This window comes from Enterococcus sp. NPDC086594 (genome assembly GCF_044746145.1).
Classification (GTDB): domain Bacteria; phylum Bacillota; class Bacilli; order Lactobacillales; family Enterococcaceae; genus Enterococcus_D; species Enterococcus_D entomosocium.
Genome location: NZ_JBIVBP010000001.1, coordinates 896,077 through 913,227 on the forward strand (window position 1 = coordinate 896,077; position 17,151 = coordinate 913,227).

At 44.3% G+C, this 17,151-nt stretch carries 20 protein-coding genes; 4 read left to right on the forward strand and 16 right to left on the reverse strand.

Annotation, left to right across the window (positions count from 1 at the left end; genetic code table 11):
* Positions 1–49: 49 nt before the first annotated feature.
* Positions 50–1,633 carry a ribosomal protection-like ABC-F family protein gene (gene abc-f, locus ACIPK1_RS04105; protein WP_301388156.1) on the forward strand — a complete coding sequence of 528 codons (1,584 nt, stop codon included), beginning with the start codon at positions 50–52 and terminating at the stop codon, positions 1,631–1,633.
* Positions 1,634–1,728: 95 nt separating this feature from the next.
* On the opposite strand, the gene ACIPK1_RS04110 is transcribed toward abc-f, so the two are convergent.
* The 15 genes from ACIPK1_RS04110 to ACIPK1_RS04180 all read right to left on the reverse strand — a co-directional run bounded on the left by ACIPK1_RS04110 (position 1,729) and on the right by ACIPK1_RS04180 (position 13,859).
* Positions 1,729–3,189, reverse strand: a complete 1,461-nt coding sequence (locus tag ACIPK1_RS04110; protein ID WP_005227746.1) for a peptide MFS transporter — start codon at positions 3,187–3,189, stop codon at positions 1,729–1,731.
* Between the two features lie 357 nt (positions 3,190–3,546).
* Complete coding sequence (locus tag ACIPK1_RS04115) at positions 3,547–4,731, reverse strand: acetate/propionate family kinase (RefSeq protein ID WP_005233419.1); 1,185 nt, start codon at positions 4,729–4,731, stop codon at positions 3,547–3,549.
* A gap of 24 nt (positions 4,732–4,755) precedes the next feature.
* Positions 4,756–5,760, reverse strand: a complete 1,005-nt coding sequence (locus ACIPK1_RS04120) for a class I SAM-dependent methyltransferase (protein WP_005233418.1) — start codon at positions 5,758–5,760, stop codon at positions 4,756–4,758.
* Positions 5,761–5,927: 167 nt separating this feature from the next.
* Positions 5,928–6,299, reverse strand: coding sequence for a competence type IV pilus minor pilin ComGG (comGG, locus tag ACIPK1_RS04125; RefSeq protein ID WP_008382038.1), 372 nt, complete (start codon positions 6,297–6,299; stop codon positions 5,928–5,930).
* Positions 6,262–6,687, reverse strand: a complete 426-nt coding sequence (comGF, locus tag ACIPK1_RS04130) for a competence type IV pilus minor pilin ComGF (protein ID WP_005233416.1) — start codon at positions 6,685–6,687, stop codon at positions 6,262–6,264. Before comGF ends, comGG begins: the two co-directional genes overlap by 38 nt.
* Positions 6,677–6,991, reverse strand: a complete 315-nt coding sequence (locus tag ACIPK1_RS04135) for a hypothetical protein (RefSeq protein WP_005233415.1) — start codon at positions 6,989–6,991, stop codon at positions 6,677–6,679. Before ACIPK1_RS04135 ends, comGF begins: the two co-directional genes overlap by 11 nt.
* Positions 6,972–7,436 (reverse strand): competence type IV pilus minor pilin ComGD, encoded by a 465-nt coding sequence (comGD, locus tag ACIPK1_RS04140; RefSeq protein ID WP_005233414.1) that lies wholly within the window; start codon positions 7,434–7,436, stop codon positions 6,972–6,974. Before comGD ends, ACIPK1_RS04135 begins: the two co-directional genes overlap by 20 nt.
* Positions 7,420–7,725: a competence type IV pilus major pilin ComGC gene (comGC, locus tag ACIPK1_RS04145; RefSeq protein WP_005233413.1), complete on the reverse strand. Its 306-nt coding sequence runs from the start codon at positions 7,723–7,725 to the stop codon at positions 7,420–7,422. Before comGC ends, comGD begins: the two co-directional genes overlap by 17 nt.
* Complete coding sequence (gene comGB / locus ACIPK1_RS04150) at positions 7,722–8,750, reverse strand: competence type IV pilus assembly protein ComGB (protein WP_016612983.1); 1,029 nt, start codon at positions 8,748–8,750, stop codon at positions 7,722–7,724. The genes comGC and comGB overlap by 4 nt, the downstream gene beginning before the upstream one ends.
* Entirely contained in the window at positions 8,704–9,666 is a 963-nt protein-coding gene (gene comGA, locus ACIPK1_RS04155; RefSeq protein ID WP_061053364.1) for a competence type IV pilus ATPase ComGA, read from the reverse strand. Before comGA ends, comGB begins: the two co-directional genes overlap by 47 nt.
* A gap of 88 nt (positions 9,667–9,754) precedes the next feature.
* Positions 9,755–10,411: a tRNA (guanosine(46)-N7)-methyltransferase TrmB gene (gene trmB, locus ACIPK1_RS04160; protein WP_301388159.1), complete on the reverse strand. Its 657-nt coding sequence runs from the start codon at positions 10,409–10,411 to the stop codon at positions 9,755–9,757.
* Positions 10,412–10,468: 57 nt separating this feature from the next.
* A complete protein-coding gene (locus tag ACIPK1_RS04165; RefSeq protein ID WP_005233409.1) occupies positions 10,469–11,248 on the reverse strand; it encodes a phosphotransferase family protein in 780 nt (259 codons plus the stop codon).
* 104 nt (positions 11,249–11,352) lie between these two features.
* Positions 11,353–12,564, reverse strand: a complete 1,212-nt coding sequence (locus tag ACIPK1_RS04170) for an ABC transporter permease (RefSeq protein ID WP_400449969.1) — start codon at positions 12,562–12,564, stop codon at positions 11,353–11,355.
* On the reverse strand, positions 12,561–13,295 hold the full coding sequence (locus tag ACIPK1_RS04175; protein WP_005233406.1) for an ABC transporter ATP-binding protein: 735 nt from the start codon (positions 13,293–13,295) through the stop codon (positions 12,561–12,563). Before ACIPK1_RS04175 ends, ACIPK1_RS04170 begins: the two co-directional genes overlap by 4 nt.
* Before the next feature lie 84 nt (positions 13,296–13,379).
* Positions 13,380–13,859 (reverse strand): hypothetical protein, encoded by a 480-nt coding sequence (locus ACIPK1_RS04180; RefSeq protein WP_005233404.1) that lies wholly within the window; start codon positions 13,857–13,859, stop codon positions 13,380–13,382.
* A gap of 211 nt (positions 13,860–14,070) precedes the next feature.
* Here ACIPK1_RS04180 and ACIPK1_RS04185 point away from each other — a divergent pair, with 211 nt between their 5' ends.
* From ACIPK1_RS04185 to ACIPK1_RS04195, 3 genes are all read left to right on the forward strand, one after another.
* Positions 14,071–14,496 (forward strand): HIT family protein, encoded by a 426-nt coding sequence (locus ACIPK1_RS04185; RefSeq protein WP_016620009.1) that lies wholly within the window; start codon positions 14,071–14,073, stop codon positions 14,494–14,496.
* Positions 14,497–14,871 carry a YtxH domain-containing protein gene (locus ACIPK1_RS04190; protein ID WP_005227717.1) on the forward strand — a complete coding sequence of 125 codons (375 nt, stop codon included), beginning with the start codon at positions 14,497–14,499 and terminating at the stop codon, positions 14,869–14,871. It abuts the gene before it with no gap.
* Between the two features lie 115 nt (positions 14,872–14,986).
* Positions 14,987–16,021 (forward strand): peptidylprolyl isomerase, encoded by a 1,035-nt coding sequence (locus tag ACIPK1_RS04195; protein ID WP_016620008.1) that lies wholly within the window; start codon positions 14,987–14,989, stop codon positions 16,019–16,021.
* A 169-nt stretch (positions 16,022–16,190) separates the two neighbouring features.
* Here the strand turns inward: ACIPK1_RS04195 and ACIPK1_RS04200 are convergent, their stop codons facing one another.
* Complete coding sequence (locus ACIPK1_RS04200; RefSeq protein ID WP_034872173.1) at positions 16,191–17,135, reverse strand: 3'-5' exoribonuclease YhaM family protein; 945 nt, start codon at positions 17,133–17,135, stop codon at positions 16,191–16,193.
* Positions 17,136–17,151: the final 16 nt, after the last annotated feature.

Consider the following 17,151-nt stretch of genomic DNA (forward strand, 5'->3'; position numbering starts at 1 on the left):
TGGCCATGGATATCCATGGCCTTTTTGAGTGGTCTCAAGGAGAGAGATCATGATCATACAAGCAATTGCTATTAAAAAAACCATCGGCGGGAATCCGTTATTTGAGGAGTTATCCTGCCAAATCGACGCTGGGGAAAAAATTGCCTTAGTCGGCATCAACGGAACGGGCAAATCAACCTTTTTACAAATCTTGACTGGCAGTGAAGGCGTCGATAGCGGCGTTATCAGCCGCCAAAAAGGCTTGAGGATCGGGACGGTCGAGCAAGAGCTGACAGTTTCTGAAGCAACCGTTACCCACTACCTGCTCCATTCTGCAGCTAACATTCAAGAACTCAAACAGCAAATGAGCCATTACGAAGCCTTGATGGCAGAACCCGATACTGATTTAGAGAAGTGTCTGATCCGTTATGGCGAGCTGCAGCAGCGCTTTGAAGAGCTGGGCGGTTATGGATTAGAAGACCGAATTTCCGCGATCTTACAAGGGTTAGGAATTCCCCATCGGCAGGACGCACGGTTAACAGACCTTAGCGGGGGTGAACGGGTCAAAGTCGCTTTAGCCAAAGTGTTAGTCACCGATGCTGACTTGCTGTTACTGGATGAACCAACCAATCACTTGGATCTTTCAAGTATCCGCTGGTTGGAAAATTATTTACAGAATACGAAAAAAGCGGTTCTAGTCGTTTCTCACGATCGACACTTTCTCGATCAAGTCACCACCAAGACCTGGGAACTGGAAGAAGGCGCCCTGATTGAGTATCCTGGGAACTATAGCCGATTTCGTGTCTTGAAAGAAGCTCGCTTGGCGGAGCTGACCAAAAATTACGAACTGCAGCAAAAAGAAGTCCAGCGACTGAAAGTCATGATTCGTCGATTTCGTCAGTGGGGCCATGAAGGAGACAATGAATCCTTCTTCAAAAAAGCTAAAGAATTGGAACGCCGCCTAGCGAAACTTACACTGGTCAAACCGCCAGCGCCCCCGAAAAATCGGCTGCAAGGCTTGGCAAATGGCGGAAAATCAGGCAAAGAGGTGTTCATCGTTCACGATTTGCACCAGCAATACGCCGGCCAAGTCTTATTCAAAGACAGCAGTTTTGCGGTCTACCGTGGGGAGCATCTAGCCATCATCGGCGACAATGGTACCGGAAAATCAACCTTACTCACATTACTTCTCGGTGAGGAGCTTCCTAGCGGCGGCACTATCAAGCGCGGCAGCAACTTACAGATCGGCTATTTGCCCCAGCAGCTGCAGTTTTCCGATCCCGAGAGCCGCCTATTAGCCTACGTCCATACATTGACAGGAAACGAAGAAACGGCTCGTCGGCAATTAGCCAAAAGTGGTTTTTATCAAGGTGATGTGGCCAAACGAATCAAAGATCTATCCGGTGGTGAAAAAATCCGGTTGGCATTACTGAAACTCTTTTTAGAAAAAATCAACGTCCTGATTTTGGATGAACCAACCAATCACCTCGACAGCTATGCCCGAGAAGAAATTGAAGAAATGCTGCAAGATTATCAAGGAACCCTGCTGGCAGTCAGCCATGACCGCTACTTTTTGCAGCAGCACTTCCAAGAAGCCCTGGTCATTGCACAGCAGCAAATCACACGCCAGCCACTAAGCCCATTGATTGACTAAGACATTGATTCGCAACAAAAAAACTTGATTTTCCTACAGTAAGCATGGGTTGTTCAATCCATGCATAGGCGGAAAATCAAGTTTTTATTTTTTGATCAATGAATGTTGCCGATCAAGTTGCGGATCGGTTTTCTAGCTAAATACAAGATGATGCCGACAACAACGGCTACTCCGCCGACGATGCCATAGTACATCCCTTCTGTTTGTGGTGTATAGAACCGAGCGATTTGCGCATTGATGGCTTGTGAAGAAGCGTCTGCTAACAACCAAATCGCCAAGGTTTGTGCTTCGAAAGCTTTCGGCGCTAGTTTGGTCGTCACCGACAAGCCCACAGGTGAAAGACACATTTCCCCCGCAATCATAATGAAGAAGCTCAATACCAACCATAATGGGCTGACCCGTTCTTCTACTCCAAACAAGAGGCTTGGCAGCATTAGCAATAGAAAGGACAAACCGGCTAAGACTAAACCGATGGCAAACTTCACTTCTGTCCGTGGCTGACGAGAGCCTAGTTTGGTCCACAACCAGACAAAGACAGGTGTCAGTAAGACGACAAAAAGTGGATTTAAGGTTTGATACAAACTTGCTGGAATATTGATGCCGAATAACGTTGATTGCGTACGGTCAGCAGCAAACAATGCCAAGATCGATGAGCCTTGTTCTTCTAAGGACCAAAAGACGATCGCTGACAAGAACAGCGGAATGTAGGCCAACACTTTTTTCTTTTCATCTGGTGTGACATCTTTCGAACGCAGCATTTTGGTAAAGTAGTAGATCGGCAAGAAAATACCTAAAACACTGATGAAGTTGATGAAGAAATCAACCGTCAGATGGCCCGTTGCAGCAGCTGCGCCAAACAACACTGCCAATGCGAGAAGAACCAGAACGACTGCTCGGAAGAAGGTTTTCTTTTCGGCTGCCGATAAGGGATTCGTTGGCGCGATCGCTACACTTTTCAACGTGGTTTTTCCTTGCACATAATACTGCACCAAACCGATAAACATCCCGATAGCAGCAATCGAAAAGCCTAAGTGGTAGTTGACCTCTTGTCCTAAGATCCCGACGATGATCGGTGCTAACAAGCCACCGATATTGATCCCCATGTAGAAAATTGAGAAACCAGCATCCCGACGGATATCGTCTTTGCTGTATAAATGCCCCACCATACCCGACACGTTGGATTTCAAGAGTCCGGTTCCGATGACGATCAGCATCATGGACACAAACAACGCTGGAATCCCTAAAGGTGTTGCCAAGACGATGTGTCCTAACATGATCAAGATCCCACCATAAAAGACGGATTTATTTGATCCTAAAAGACGGTCCGAGATCCAACCGCCAACAATACTTGACATATACACTAAGGAACCGTAAATCGACATGATCGCCACAGCCGTTCCTTTTGGCAACCCTAAGCCGCCGTTGGCAACTGCATCGTACATGAAGTACACCAAAATCGCCCGCATACCATAATAACTGAATCGTTCCCACATTTCCGTGAAGAATAACGTCGACAGCCCTCGCGGCTGACCTAAGAATGTTTTTTCTTTTTCCATATGTAATGGCCCCTTATAAAAATTAATGAAAATAAAATAGCGGAATTTTTCTGAAAATTCACAAATGCCAGTTTATTCCCATTTGGCAACTTTTACAAGGGTATTTCCCTGAGAACATCTTGTAAAAAAGGAAGGAAATTTAAATTAAAATGAAAGCAAAATGAGAAGCCATCCACCTAGGTGCAGTATGAGCCAATTTTCATATGTATAATTATTAAATTTTCTGTTTAAAAAATTAGAAAATGGTCTTCACCAATTTTTCTCTCTAGTCCCGTTTTGCGGACTTTCCTACAAAAAAACACATGCAAGCATTTCTCTTGCATGTGTTTCAGCTTCTATTCTAAGAAATGTTTTCGCTTAGCCGCGTAAACGTTCCACATCACGAGCGATCATTAATTCTTCATCTGTTGGGATCAAAAGTACTTTGACTTTTGACTCTTCAGTTGAGATCACTAATTCTTCGCCGCGTTTTGCATTTTGATCGGCATCTAATTCGCAACCAAACCAAGTCATGCCTTTGATAACTTCGCTGCGGACGTGGGCATCATTTTCACCGATACCAGCAGTAAAGACGATCGCATCGACACCGTTCATGGTCGTTACATAGCCACCGATGTATTTACGGATGCGGTCAGTAAAGACGTCATAAGCAACTTTGACTTCTTCTTTGTCGTAGTTTGCTTCTAGATCGCGCATGTCGCTGGAAATACCAGTTAAGCCTAATAAACCAGATTTTTTGTTTAAAACATCCACCATTTCATCGATGTTCAAATCTAATTTTTCCATTAAGTAAGGCAAAACAGCAGGATCGATGTCACCAGAACGTGTTCCCATCGTTACACCAGCTAACGGCGTGAAGCCCATTGATGTATCTACTGATTTTCCGCCGTCAACTGCAGTGATCGACGCACCGTTCCCTAGATGGCAAGTGATGATTTTTAATTCTTCGATTGGTTTGCCTAACATTTCTGCCGCACGCTCAGAAACATAACGGTGGCTTGTACCGTGGAAGCCGTATTTACGTACTTTAAACTCGTTATAGTACTCTAATGGCAAGCTGTATAGGTAATTGTGTTTTGGCATCGTTGCATGGAAAGAAGTATCAAAAACAGCGACACTGATGATTTCAGGCAAGATTTTTTTGAAAGCAGTGATCCCCATCAAGTTTGCTGGGTTGTGTAATGGCGCAAATTCAGCCAATGCTTGGATGCGTTCCATCACTTCGTCTGTGATCACAACTGAATCAGGGAAATCTTCTCCGCCGTGAACGACGCGGTGACCGACGCCAGTGATTTCATCATAAGCACCTAAAATGTTTAATTCGATCAGTTGATCCAATAACATTTTTACAGCTACTTCGTGATCGTTGATATCGATGATTTGTTCGAATTTTTGATCTTCCCCATATTTGATGGTAAAGATAGAATCTTTCAAACCGATTCGTTCAACGATTCCTTTAGCGACAACTGTTTCCTCTGGCATTTGATATAATTGCCATTTTAAACTTGAACTTCCAGCATTGATTGCGATTGTTTTTGACATGATGATCTCCTTATCCGAATTATATTACAGATTTGCTGCTTTCCAAGCCGCAAATTGTTCAAAAAGTTTTGTGATGTTCTTTGGTTCTTTCAGTGAGGCTAGCTTGACCAGCAAGACTTCTTCTGCTTGTTTGCTTGTCCCTCCGTGGTTTTGTAAAAGCAATATACTTTTACGTGAATGTTCATTTTTAAAGAGTTCTTCAGGAAGCTGAATCATTCCTTGCAAATAAACCTTTTCTTTCAGCCATTTTTTCAAAAATTCACTCTGTTCCGTTTCCAAGAAATTGCTTGGTAGTAAGAACAAACCGTAACCGCCAGCTTTGACATAGTTCATCGCTTGTTCCATCAACAAATGATGGGCGTAACTGTGTCCTTCTGGAGCCGCCGTAATAAAGCTGCGGGCTTTGTCATCTTGTGGGTAATAGCCCACCGGTAGATCGCTGATCGCCAGATCCATCGGTTCGATCAAAAGCTCTTGCAAGCCATCTTGATGGAACAAATGCAAGGGCGCTTTGGTCCATTCGCCAGTTGCAGCTGCGATCGCCAACAAGGTTTCGTCAATATCCACACCGGTTCCTTCTACTGGACGCTTGGCTAATTGCAGATTCAGCAAGACTGTCAATAAGAGATTCCCCATGCCTACCGATAAATCAAGAAGTTTCACTGGTTGATCGGCACTACTCAACTGCTCGATCAAATAGACGAATAAAAACCCAAGACTATCTGGTGTCAGTTGGTGATTGGCCTGCAGGCGCTCCGTTTGGCTGCCTTTCAACAAAACCAACTGCGCAAGCTTGCGTTTTTCTTCTGCCGATAGTTCCATTGCTCGAATTTCTTGATAGATGGTTTCTAAACGAGCAGCAGTTGCTTCATCTGGTACCCCATCGATCACGCGAACTTGGTATTGATCAACAAAATTTTCGATCGTCTCTACGTAAGCATCAAAAAAAGACGTTTCCAATGCGTTTTGAAGCAGTTGGATCGCTTCAACGGTCAAATGAAAAGACGTTTCCATTTTTTCTGCGGACATCTTGCACCTCTTTTCAAAACTATAACAACATATATACCTGTTTAATTTTAGCCGATTCATCCAAAATAATCAATCGCTTTCGTTTAGAATAATTTGTGAAGCTGTAAACATTCTTTTTCTATTTCTGTATGAAAAAGGATGGTCGAAACAACCATCCTTTTCCTGTACTATTCTTCTTGGTCATCTGTGTCTATTTCAGGCTGCTCTTCAGGCAACAAAAAGGTAAAAGTAAATCGCCGACTTTTGACATAGCATTCGATCTGTAAGCTCTGTCCTTGCCGTTCATAAGTCAACTTTCCTACATTATAAAACCGTGTCCCTCGATCTTCCAACTCGTTTTGCAAGAATTCCGCATGGAAAAGTTCACTCATAATACGGGCTTCATAGGTTTCAATGGTTTTTGTATAAAAAAGGGCTGTTGTGCGGCTGTTTTCTAACACCAGCAATAACATCAAGCTCAACAGCTGCACAAACAACAATGCTGTGAGTAAAATACCGCCTTTATGCCGCCTCTTGTGAGTGTATTTTCCATTGTCCAATTTTCTGGTCTCCATTCTCAAAGGAAACGGTAAAGCGGATCGCTGCGCCAATTTTCTCAAAAGACACATCTGCCACTTCTGTCAACAACGGTTGATAGCCATTGTTGTCCCGTTTCCGCAACACGCGGTTGATGCGATCGATCGTTACCGAATTGTTTTGACTGCTTCGCAAATATAGCGTGTTCTCGCTGACTGATAGATAGACACAGGTACTTAATTCCCGTTCCAACTGAAACAAAAAAACATGCCATTCTTGATCTTTGCGAGCCATGATCTGCTGATTGACCGGTGCGAGGTGCTTGACGATCCCGCTGATCATCAATAAGCAGATCGCCAATACCCATAAAGACAACAGACACTCCAACAAAGTAAAGCCTTTACTCTTCATACACAATCTCCCAGAGCTGTTCGCCACTTTGGATGCGTGCCTGTTGATGCTGCGCTGCTTGCCAAAAGCGAACTTGATAGACCGTCTGACGCTGCGTCGTGTAGGTAATGGTTGACGCATCAAAGGAGTGGTTCTGGACTTCTTCATACAGCACCCGCAGCATTTGGGCTTTTTCCTGCAATGCCGCACTTTGCGTCAGTGAAGCGGTCTGCATCGCTAAAAACAATAACACACAGGTTGCCAACACCCCAAAGCCAATCAGGCTTTCTGCTAAGATGAACCCGCTATTCAACGATTTTTTCATAGCGTCCGCTCCCAAATAAAAACTTATAGCTGATGGTTTGCTTTTTCTCCTGCCAATAGAAAACGATCCTTCGCAGACTGCTATTGTTGCCGGACTGACTACTAAAAAGAATATCGGGAAACGCCTGCATCGCTAGTTGAGGAGGGACTTCGATCTTGGTGACCGGCTCAGTTGCAGCGCCATAAAATGAAACAGTTGGCGTTGGCGCTGCTTGATAAACGGCTCGGGTTTGTGTGTTATCGATGATGGCCGATTGCTGTATGGTATAGAGGCCTTTTTCTAAGCGTGCACAAAAGCCTAAGACTTCAGCAGATCGTTGATAGTACTCGATGGCCACGACGGGAAAAAAGAGAAACATACTACTGACCATGAGAACCAAAAGGCTTTCTATTAAAGTAAAACCAGCAAAAGAGCAACGTCGACAGCCCTTAGTCCCCTTGCTCATAAATCGCATATTGCTCCTCAGATACATACCCTTCAGCGATCAATTCTTCTCTCGAGGGCTCCCGATTTTCATTCAGACGAAAGAGTTCGATCTGGGTTTCCACCACTTTCACGATGGCCGCATTTCCTTTCTCATCAATGATTCCTCTTTGCTTGGCAAGATTTGGGACAAACAACAAAACCAAAATACTGATCACTAATAAAACAACCAACATTTCAACCAATGTAAAGCCTTTTTTGACACGCCAAATCCCCTGCTTGCGAGAAGATGCGACTTTCTTTTCTATCATTCGATCACTCCTTGGATATTTCCATAGATTGGTAAAAACATAGCGGCATAGATCCCAACGATCATTAAAGCAACCAACAAAAAAATCAGAGGCTGAACCCAGTGAATAGCTTTTTCGATTCGTTGAAACAAGCGATCCATCAATAATTGACTGTATAAAAAAAGCTCTTCTCCTAACTTTCCCCGTACTTCTCCTTGAAAGACGATCAAAGAAAATTCTGGTGTGAGAAACGAGAAATGACGAAGTTTTTCTGGGAGTTCTCCGCCAAGTGTCAAGGTCACTCGCAACTCTCGCGCTAATTCTTGGATCAAGGTAGCTTTATTGGTGTGCTCCATACACTCAATGATCTGTTGGATATCTAACCCTTGCTGAAACAACTTGCCCCATTCCAATGCGAAAAAACTCGTGTGATAACTCGTGTACAATGCTCCGAACAATGGCAGGTGGCTGAAGAATACAGCTTTTTGCAAGGCAGTGCGGCGGGCAAATACCCAGCGGCTGATCACAAAAAGCAGCACACTTACCAACAAGAAGAGGATAAGTACTGCTGGTGCCCAAGTGATGGCGCGAATGCCCCAATGACCTTCGTCGATCATGCCAGAGGCTAACAATTGAGGCATTAAAAAGCGATGCATGCCAAAGAGAGCCGCCACTAAAAAGACCAGTAGCAAAAGCGGATAGGCCGCTACTTTGTACAGCAGCTGTTTTTGCTTGTTGACCAATTTGTGGTAGTCGACCATCCGCCGCAAGGTCGTCGTGAGATTCCCATGACTTTCTGCTAAATAAAGCTGATTTTTTTCGGTAGCCGATAAAGACAACGGCGCTACTGCTGCTGCCAAGCTTTGCCCTTGGGCAAGATGGGCAATCAGCTGTTCGATCACAGGTTCAGAAAACTGGCGACTGCGCAGCAACACTTGGAGGCTTTCTTGTAGGGAAAAGCCACTCTCCAATAACACCGTGAAGGTGACCAAGAGGGCTTCAGTTGCACGGCGTGGTAGCTGGGGCTTCTTTTTCATAAACTTCATCGGTGATCCACCCACTTTCTTTCACTCGTTTTAATACGTGCTGCCACTGTTTTTCCACTTGCCCCTCATAAAAGTGATACGCCAGCAATCCATGGGGTTCGTTGACTTCATTCGGCAACAATCGCTGATAAACGATCCCTTGCAACGCGTGCGCCAGAAGATCGTCTGCCCCTAGCAATTCCAGCAGCCGTGTCTTGGTTTCTGCTACGCCTCGTGCATGGATCGTGGCAAATACTCGATGACCTGTCAGAGCGGCTCGTACAGCGGCTTGCGCCGTCTCTTTGTTACGGATCTCGCCAATCAAAAGCAGGTCCGGACGATGCCGTAAAGACAAGCGAATCAATTCATCATAGTCTTGTCCGATTTTCAAATTGGTCTGCAGCTGTAAAAAATGCGGCTCTTCAATCTCCACAGGATCTTCGATGGTAATGACTTGTCCCTTGGTTGCCCGTGCTAATTGATACATGAGGGTCGATTTTCCTGAGCCAGTGGGACCAGAAAATAAATATAGGCCTCTTTGTTTGGTTGTCTGTTGGATCTGCTGGACGTCTTCTGCAAAAAAATAGCGCAGATGCTCCTTGTTCAAAGGATAAAGAAACCGCATCACGAGACTTTCACGCCCTTGATAATCACCCACCGTTGAGACGCGCAACCGCTGTAGCTGATCGCCTAACAGATAGCTGACTGCGCCTAACTGAGCTTTGCGCCGTTCTCCCACCTCCATTCCTCCTAAAAATTTGAAGCGGGTGATCAGCTGCTGAGCTTCTTCGTTGGTCAGTACTTGATAGGTCTTTCTGAGATAGCTTTTACTGAAAATCACCTCCATCTGTGTACCGCTAGGCAAAATGGTCAGATCCTGCATGCGTTCTTGTCTTCCATAAAGAATCAACTCGTCTGAGAATGCTCGAATATCCACGACTTATCCCTCCTAAAAAGAAATACGCAAACGCTTTGAGAATAGAAAAAAAAGATGAAGCAAATTTGCTTCATCTTTCATCATTCGTTTATTTCTGTGGTTCTTTTGCCACAAATTGGGCTTCCACCCGATAGATCCGCTGCCCGCGGCTTGAGAATTTTTCTTCATATTCCGTCATGATATTGTTCTCAAAGGAACTGTTATGCAAGTCCAACCAAACTTGTTTGATAATCATGCCGTATTGAGAAAAGCTCGCTAAGGAATACTCAAACAATCCTTGGTTATCCGTTTTGATATGGATCTCGCCGTTGGGACGTAAAATCTGCTCGTCGACTGCTAAAAAGGCTTTGGAAGTCAAACGGCGCTTCTCATGCTTCTTCTTAGGCCATGGATCAGAAAAATTCAAATAGATCTGGTCTACTTCATTGTCTGCAAAATAGTTGGTCAATGCGGAACCATCGACATGCAGCAGTTGCAAGTTCGGGATCTCCTGCTCGATCATTTTATCTAATGCGATCGAAACGACACTAATCTGCATTTCCACACCAATATAATTGATCTCGGGATGAGCTTTCGCCATTTCCGTAATAAATTGGCCTTTTCCCATTCCAATTTCGATATGCAGCGGGTGATCATTGCCAAAGCGTTCATGCCAACGCCCTTTCCATTCAGTAGGCTCTGCCACGACGTATTCTGGATGAGCGTCAATCAGCTCTTTTGCACCTGCACGTTTTCTTACTCTCATGTTTCTTCCTTTCCGAAAAAACAAGATGGAACCAAATTGCCTCGCTCCATCTTCTCTTCATTCGCTATAAATTCGTTTTAATTGTAAAATCTCTGCATTCATGGCTTTGTAATCGCCTCGCAGATAATATTTTTTGACCTCTTGCAGCATACTCAACAATGCGTACCAATAAATCTTTTCGATCACTTCGCTGCTGCTGTGGATACCATAGCGCACGAGCCAATGAGACCAGCCAGATAATGGCACATAGTGACCTAAAATAGTGCCGATATCGATTGCCGGATCTGCAAACATCACGGAATCCCAATCGACTAAATACAAATAGTTTTGACAAACTAGCCAATTTCGATAATTGACATCGCCATGGACGACCGCGGCTTTCTGCTCGTCAAAAGCTGGAATATTGGTTTTTAAATACTCGGTGACCAAATGAATAAAACGGTTTTGGGCGACCGCAGAAGGCAGCTGATCCTGATAATCCATCAGCATCTGTTCAGGCGATCTGACTTGTCCGCCGATTTTGCTTAGCATCTGTGCCAACGTTTTTGAATGATGCAAGTGATACAACACATCAATGACATCATTTCTTTGGCCGATTTCATCGGGATCTAAGACCCGTCCATCCAGCCATTCTTGTGCGGAGAGCGTATCCCCATTTCCCGTCCGTTTCGTCCAGACGAGTTTGGGTGCAATGCCCTCTTTAGAGAGTGCCGCAAGCATCGGGGTCGTATTTCGTTTGATAAAGACTTTGTCGTTGTCCTTGAGCCCGATATAGGCTTTCCCGGTGTCGCCTTTGATTGGCCGCATACGCCAATCTTGATCCAAGCGAATATCCATCCTAGCTTCTCTCCTTATTTCGCAGTACCTCTTATTCTAGCTTCCTAATGGGTCGCCGTCAAGCGCATATGCGTTCGCTTTTTGTAAGAGAGGCCACTTGTGGATCAGGCGTGCATTTTCTTTAATCGCCCTGGCAAGTAGATGCCTAAAAAAAGACCCGCAAACCCTAAGAAGCCAAGAAACGCGATACCGCCTTGCCAAACAAAAGGCAAGCGCAAGCAACAGATCACACCGAAAAGAACTGCGGTCACCAGTAAGAGTGCCCCAAGAATTTTTTTGATCGCTGCGGCTTTTTGTTTTTCTGGCACGGGATACAGATGTGTCAAAACCATGTATTGAAACTCATTGATCAAAGGAATCAGTTGGAAACCGATCAGATAAAGAAACAAGCAGCCGATCAGCAGACTGATCCAAAGCTCATCGACAAAGAATAAGACGAACCCACCAATCAAAGTCAAACGGACATAAAGCCCGCCATATTGCCCCCCACGGATCACTCGGCGCAAGTAAAGATAGAGGTACGTATTGCTGTGCACTGGTTTGATCTTTGCCAGCAGCCAGTCGAGGTATTTGCGCCGTTTGGCTTCCGTCGTGATTTGGGGAACATCTGTAAATAAGTTGATAAAACGATAGATACGCATTAAGCGCGACTGTTCGGCTTGGATCATATAGTCCCAATCCAAAAGCTGGCTATTGGCTTTCAGTCCAAAGAGGAACCAGATTGCTTGGAGGATGCTGATCCCCAATCCTAGCCAAGGTGCTACATAAATACTGGCAAGTGTGGCAGCAAACGTACTTGCGAACCAGATGCCTCGCTGCTGTTTGACTTGCTGCTGAGTTTCTTGATACAAACGAATCCGTTGTAGTGAAAGATCCCCCAGTTTTAAGAGCCACATCATCCCTAAAAAGTATGGGAATGAGGCAAAGGTGCTGTTTGCTGTGACCACGACCAAAGGCATCGTTGCCCCTACGGCTAAAAATAAAACCCAAAAGGGCAGCCAGAGGGAATAACGTAACGCTTGGCTGAGATAACTTGTCATTTGTCCTTCTTTGGCTAACAGAAAAATCAAATCTGCCGGTTTCGTCAGTGTCGCTAAGCGTCCCAGCGGTAAAACAAAGAGCCAAACAGCGACCACGATGATGCCGCCTAATGGAAACGGCCGCGGCAATGTTTTTAGCAATTCAGAATAATAGAGCCCCAGACCTCCGACTAAGAAGGTGCTGATCAAAGCAAAATGATCATTGAAGACATAGCGCAAATAGCGTGTCATCTGTTTTTGATGCCGCTGTAAGCGTTGCGAGAAAAACTGCTTCATGCTTGACTCTCCTTTGTCAGTGCGAGGTACAGATCATCAAGGGAGGCTTCTGGTGCTTGAAATTGGCTTCTTAGTTCCGCCAATGTCCCTTGTGCGCGGATCTCACCGTTATGCAAGAGGATGAATTTGTCACAATACTTCTCTGCGGTTGCTAAAATGTGGGTGGACATCAAAATAGATGCCCCGGTTTGTTTCATCTCATTCATCAGTTCCAATAACGCATTGATCGCTAAAGGATCTAATCCTAGAAAGGGTTCATCAATGATGTAGACACTCGGCTCAATCAAAAAGGCACACAGTACCATGACTTTTTGTTTCATCCCTTTTGAAAAGTTTGCCGGGAACCAATCGAGTTTGTTTTCTAAGCGAAAGGTTTTTAGCAGGCGTTCTGCTCGCTTCATGGCTTCTTCTTGTGGAAGATCGTAGGCCATCGCCGTCACTTCAATGTGCTCTCTTAAGGTCAATTCTTCATATAAAGAAGGGGTTTCGGGGATATACCCGATTTGTTTGCGGTATTGCTCTGGGTTTTCTTTAAGGGTCAAGCCGTCGATCGTGATGGTGCCGCTGTGAGGTTGCAGTAAACCGATGATTTCTTTGATCGTCGTACTCTTCCCTGCCCCGTTCAAGCCGATCAAGCCAACGAGCTCCCCATCGCCGATCGTAAAATCAATATTTTTTAAGACTGGCAGCTGATTATAGCCGCCTGTCACGTTTGCTACTTGTAAAGTCATTTTTTCCCTCCGATTCGCCTGATTATGGCTCTTTGTCAACGTAGGCTCTTTTTGTTCAATTCAGTCAGCTGGCAAAACAGTTGTTTATTTTTCTTTATTCGTGACTTGCAGGATAAATTCATTTTCTCCCACTGTAATGATTTCTTGCGCTAGTTCTTGGCTGCCAAAGCGCTCTTGCCACGTTTGTGCTTCGCTGGCTGGAAAAACGACCATTTGGATCGCACCAGCGGCAAGACGGGTGGTAAAGGCTTGGACAGCGGCTGGTTCGGCATAAGAAACCAGGCTGATCCTCAGCTCTTCTTTTTGATACCCTTGGTCTATTGCCCATGCTTCAACGGCTGCTTCCAATTCACTTTGCACCGCAGGGTCCATTGCTGTTTCAGTGACAATGGCGGCATTGACTACTTCTTCTTGCGGACGTGTCAGAGAATAAGTGATTGAACCAGCAAACACCACAAACAGCGTGATCGCGATCAACCACTCTTTATAGGCATAGGCTAAGTAGCGAAGCTTCGCTGAAGTCGTTGTTTTTTTCTGTAAGGTTTCTTTAATGATCGGTTTCATAGGTTCCTTCTTTCCAAATGATTTCTGATATTAAGTCTAGGGTTGTTGGAATCTAAATGCAAGCGTTTCTCGCTTGCTTTTCGCATTTCTTTAAAAAAGCGCCTTTGTTGAAGGAACAGTTGCCTTGTTCCGACTTTTTCAAAGAGGAAACCAGACGAAAAAAAGCAAAATATGGTAAAGTAGAGGTAATAGATCAAGGAGGTTTTTTACAATGGAAAATTGTATTTTTTGTAAAATCAATAATCGTGAGATTCCTAGCTACAAAGTCTACGAGGATGAGCAAGTCTATGCCTTTTTAGATATTTCCCAAGTCACCCCTGGTCATACATTGGTCATTCCCAAAACGCATGTGACGGATATTTTCGAGTACGATGAAACGTTGGCAGCAGCGGTTTTTGCCCGTATCCCTAAGATTGCTCGGGCGATCGAAAAAGCATTCCCTGAGATCGAAGGCTTAAATATCATCAACAACAATAAAGAATTGGCGTACCAATCCGTCTTCCATTCCCATGTCCATTTGATTCCTCGCTACAGCAAAGACGATGATTTCAAGATCCATTTTGGCAATCACGCAGACAATTACACGGGGGAAGAGCTAGCGGCAATCGCCGAAAAAATTGGAAAGCAGGTGAACTAAATGATCGGTAATTTTCTTAAAGGACTTTTGTTCGGTTCCATTGCCGGCGGCTTAGGCGGTTTGCTTTTTGCACCAAAAAGCGGCAATGAAACCCGTGAAGAATTGATTCGCTATTTAGATGACACGACAGAAGCGACCTTAGAATTCAATGACAGCGTCAAACAGCTCAAAGATGCTGTGATGGTAACCCGCAAAACGATCGACGAAACGATCCCAGTTGTGACCGAATCTTTCACGAAAGATTTGGAAGCCTTCAAATTCCAAGCACAACCGCGCCTTGCTCGGATCAAAACCCAAATGGAACAATTGAATCAGCACATCACGACGATTCAAGCCCAAAGCGCAGAGGACGACAAACAAATCGAAAATTTGTAGTTTTTATGAATTTTGTTTGAAACATCCGCTGTTTTCTTTCCAACCATTTCTAGAAGTGGTATAGTAAGTGCAGTGATTATTATGAAACTTTTTAGAATTAGGAGTGCTTAAACGAATGAAGAAAAAATTAATTTTAGTAGCAGTCAGTGCAATGAGTCTTTTTGCATTAGCGGCTTGTGGTAACTCAAGTGAGGAAATCGCAACAATGAAGGGCGGTAAAATCACTGTTCAAGATTTTTATGACAAAGCAAAAACAAGTACAGAAAATCAACAAGCGTTGCGTGAAATGATCGTCTTGAAAGTCTTTAATGAAAAATACGGCGATGACGTAACGGAAGAAATGATCGACGAACAATTCAACAACGTGGCTGAGCAATACGGCGGCAGTGATTCCTTTGAATCAACATTGACTGCCTCTGGTTATACGGTAAAATCTTACCGTGCAGAATTGAAACAACAACTTGCGTTACGTGAAGGCTTAAAAGCCAACATGGATATCACTGATGAAGACATGAAAACTGCTTGGGATTCTTTCCACCCTGAAGTAGAAGCACAAATCATCAAAGTAGCAAGTGAAGATGATGCCAAAGACGTCTTAGAAGAAGCGAAAAAAGATGATGCAGACTTTGGCGAAATCGCTAAAGAAAAATCAACGGATGCGGCAACAAAAGAAGATGGCGGAACGATCAAATTCGATTCTACTTCATCAGCTGTACCAAGTGAAGTAAAAACAGCCGCTTTTGACTTAAAAGATGGTGAAATCTCTGAAGTGATCTCTGCAACCAACACGTCAACTTACACGACGGAATACTATATTGTGAAAATGGTGAAAAACCAAGACAAAGGCAACGATATGGATAAATACAAAGATGAATTGACTGAAATTGCTCAAAACACTTTGTTGAATGATTCAACCTTTATGGCAGCAACGATCGGTCAAGAATTGCAAGCAGCTAATGTGAAAATGAAAGACTCTGACTTAGCAGACTTGCTTTCTGATTACATCACAGCGGCCGAAACAGAAGATTCAACTGCTGACTCTTCTGCTACCGATGCAACGGACAGCTCAGCGGCAGATTCTTCTGCTACTGATGCAACCGATGATTCTACTGCAACGAGTGAGAGTGCTACAGATTCTTCTGCTGAATAAACGAAAAAAGAAGTGCCGTCGTAGCGGCGCTTCTTTTTTTATGCTAATTAGGTTAATATTGCCGATTCAGCTACTTTTTCCAACATCTGAAAAACCACGCTAAGCAAGCCTAGCGTGGTTTTTGTTCTTTCCGTCATTCACTTTAGTTGATCGTGCTACAAGGTCACCGCTACACTTCTTTCGGTACATAAAAACTCCGATTGTCCATGCCAAAAATTCGGTCTGTGTATTGACCAGGTTCCGTTAAACGAATCGACGTCAGCATCATTTGCATGGAAGCATCCAAATTATCGATCTGATGGAGGATCTCCGCTTCCATTATGCGGGGGCGAACAGGTGACCCATATTCTAATAAGCCATGGTGGGCTAAAACCATATGCCGCAAAACAACGATATCTTCTTCTTTGTCATCAAATTTCAAAGCCATACAGGCTTGCGTGATTTCTTCATCCACTAAGACCAAATGCCCTACTAGATTCCCCGCCAAGGTATACTCTGTCGTCATCGGACCTGTCAACTCGATCACTTTTCCTAAATCATGCAAAATGATACCCGCATACAGTAGTGAAGCATTCAATTCAGGGTACTCTTTGACGATTGCTTTTCCTAACCGCAGCATAGTGGTCGTATGATACGCCAATCCACTGGCGAAGGCATGGTGATTGCGCTTCGCAGCTGGAAAGTCAAAGAATTCCTTTTTATACTTGTTCAGTAAGAAACGGACGATTCGATTCCAGTGAGGATTCGTGATCTCAAACAAGGTTTGACTGATTTCTTCTTCCATCTCTTCTTTTCGCAAGGGTGCTTTTTCCATGTATTGGCTTGGTTCATGGGGCTCTTCCGGTTTCGCTAAACGCAAATGCATGATTTTGACTTGCGGATTGCCTTGGTAGACCTCCCGTTTTCCATCTAGCAGTACTACTTTCCCGGGTTCAAAACGGGCGATTTCTTCATCTGATGCATCCCAGAACTTTCCGTCGATCGTGCCGGATGTATCTTGAAAGGTGAAGGCAATAAATTTTTTGCCGTTTTTCGCGATCCGCACATCGGCATTCTTGATCAGCAAGAAAAGTTGAAACGTTTCATCAACAGTTAATTCACGAATTTTTTTCATGGGCTTATTTGGCCGA

Bases quoted from the DNA above. Each gene is read 5' to 3' on its own strand.
- abc-f (WP_301388156.1), top strand. From the start codon at position 50: ATGATCATACAAGCAATTGCTATTAAAAAAACCATCGGCGGGAATCCG.
- ACIPK1_RS04110 (WP_005227746.1), bottom strand. From the start codon at position 3,189: ATGGAAAAAGAAAAAACATTCTTAGGTCAGCCGCGAGGGCTGTCGACG.
- ACIPK1_RS04115 (WP_005233419.1), bottom strand. From the start codon at position 4,731: ATGTCAAAAACAATCGCAATCAATGCTGGAAGTTCAAGTTTAAAATGG.
- ACIPK1_RS04120 (WP_005233418.1), bottom strand. From the start codon at position 5,760: ATGTCCGCAGAAAAAATGGAAACGTCTTTTCATTTGACCGTTGAAGCG.
- comGF (WP_005233416.1), bottom strand. From the start codon at position 6,687: ATGAAGAGTAAAGGCTTTACTTTGTTGGAGTGTCTGTTGTCTTTATGG.
- ACIPK1_RS04135 (WP_005233415.1), bottom strand. From the start codon at position 6,991: ATGAAAAAATCGTTGAATAGCGGGTTCATCTTAGCAGAAAGCCTGATT.
- comGD (WP_005233414.1), bottom strand. From the start codon at position 7,436: ATGAGCAAGGGGACTAAGGGCTGTCGACGTTGCTCTTTTGCTGGTTTT.
- comGC (WP_005233413.1), bottom strand. From the start codon at position 7,725: ATGATAGAAAAGAAAGTCGCATCTTCTCGCAAGCAGGGGATTTGGCGT.
- comGB (WP_016612983.1), bottom strand. From the start codon at position 8,750: ATGAAGTTTATGAAAAAGAAGCCCCAGCTACCACGCCGTGCAACTGAA.
- trmB (WP_301388159.1), bottom strand. From the start codon at position 10,411: ATGAGAGTAAGAAAACGTGCAGGTGCAAAAGAGCTGATTGACGCTCAT.
- ACIPK1_RS04165 (WP_005233409.1), bottom strand. From the start codon at position 11,248: ATGGATATTCGCTTGGATCAAGATTGGCGTATGCGGCCAATCAAAGGC.
- ACIPK1_RS04170 (WP_400449969.1), bottom strand. From the start codon at position 12,564: ATGAAGCAGTTTTTCTCGCAACGCTTACAGCGGCATCAAAAACAGATG.
- ACIPK1_RS04175 (WP_005233406.1), bottom strand. From the start codon at position 13,295: ATGACTTTACAAGTAGCAAACGTGACAGGCGGCTATAATCAGCTGCCA.
- ACIPK1_RS04180 (WP_005233404.1), bottom strand. From the start codon at position 13,859: ATGAAACCGATCATTAAAGAAACCTTACAGAAAAAAACAACGACTTCA.
- ACIPK1_RS04185 (WP_016620009.1), top strand. From the start codon at position 14,071: ATGGAAAATTGTATTTTTTGTAAAATCAATAATCGTGAGATTCCTAGC.
- ACIPK1_RS04190 (WP_005227717.1), top strand. From the start codon at position 14,497: ATGATCGGTAATTTTCTTAAAGGACTTTTGTTCGGTTCCATTGCCGGC.
- ACIPK1_RS04195 (WP_016620008.1), top strand. From the start codon at position 14,987: ATGAAGAAAAAATTAATTTTAGTAGCAGTCAGTGCAATGAGTCTTTTT.
- ACIPK1_RS04200 (WP_034872173.1), bottom strand. From the start codon at position 17,135: ATGAAAAAAATTCGTGAATTAACTGTTGATGAAACGTTTCAACTTTTC.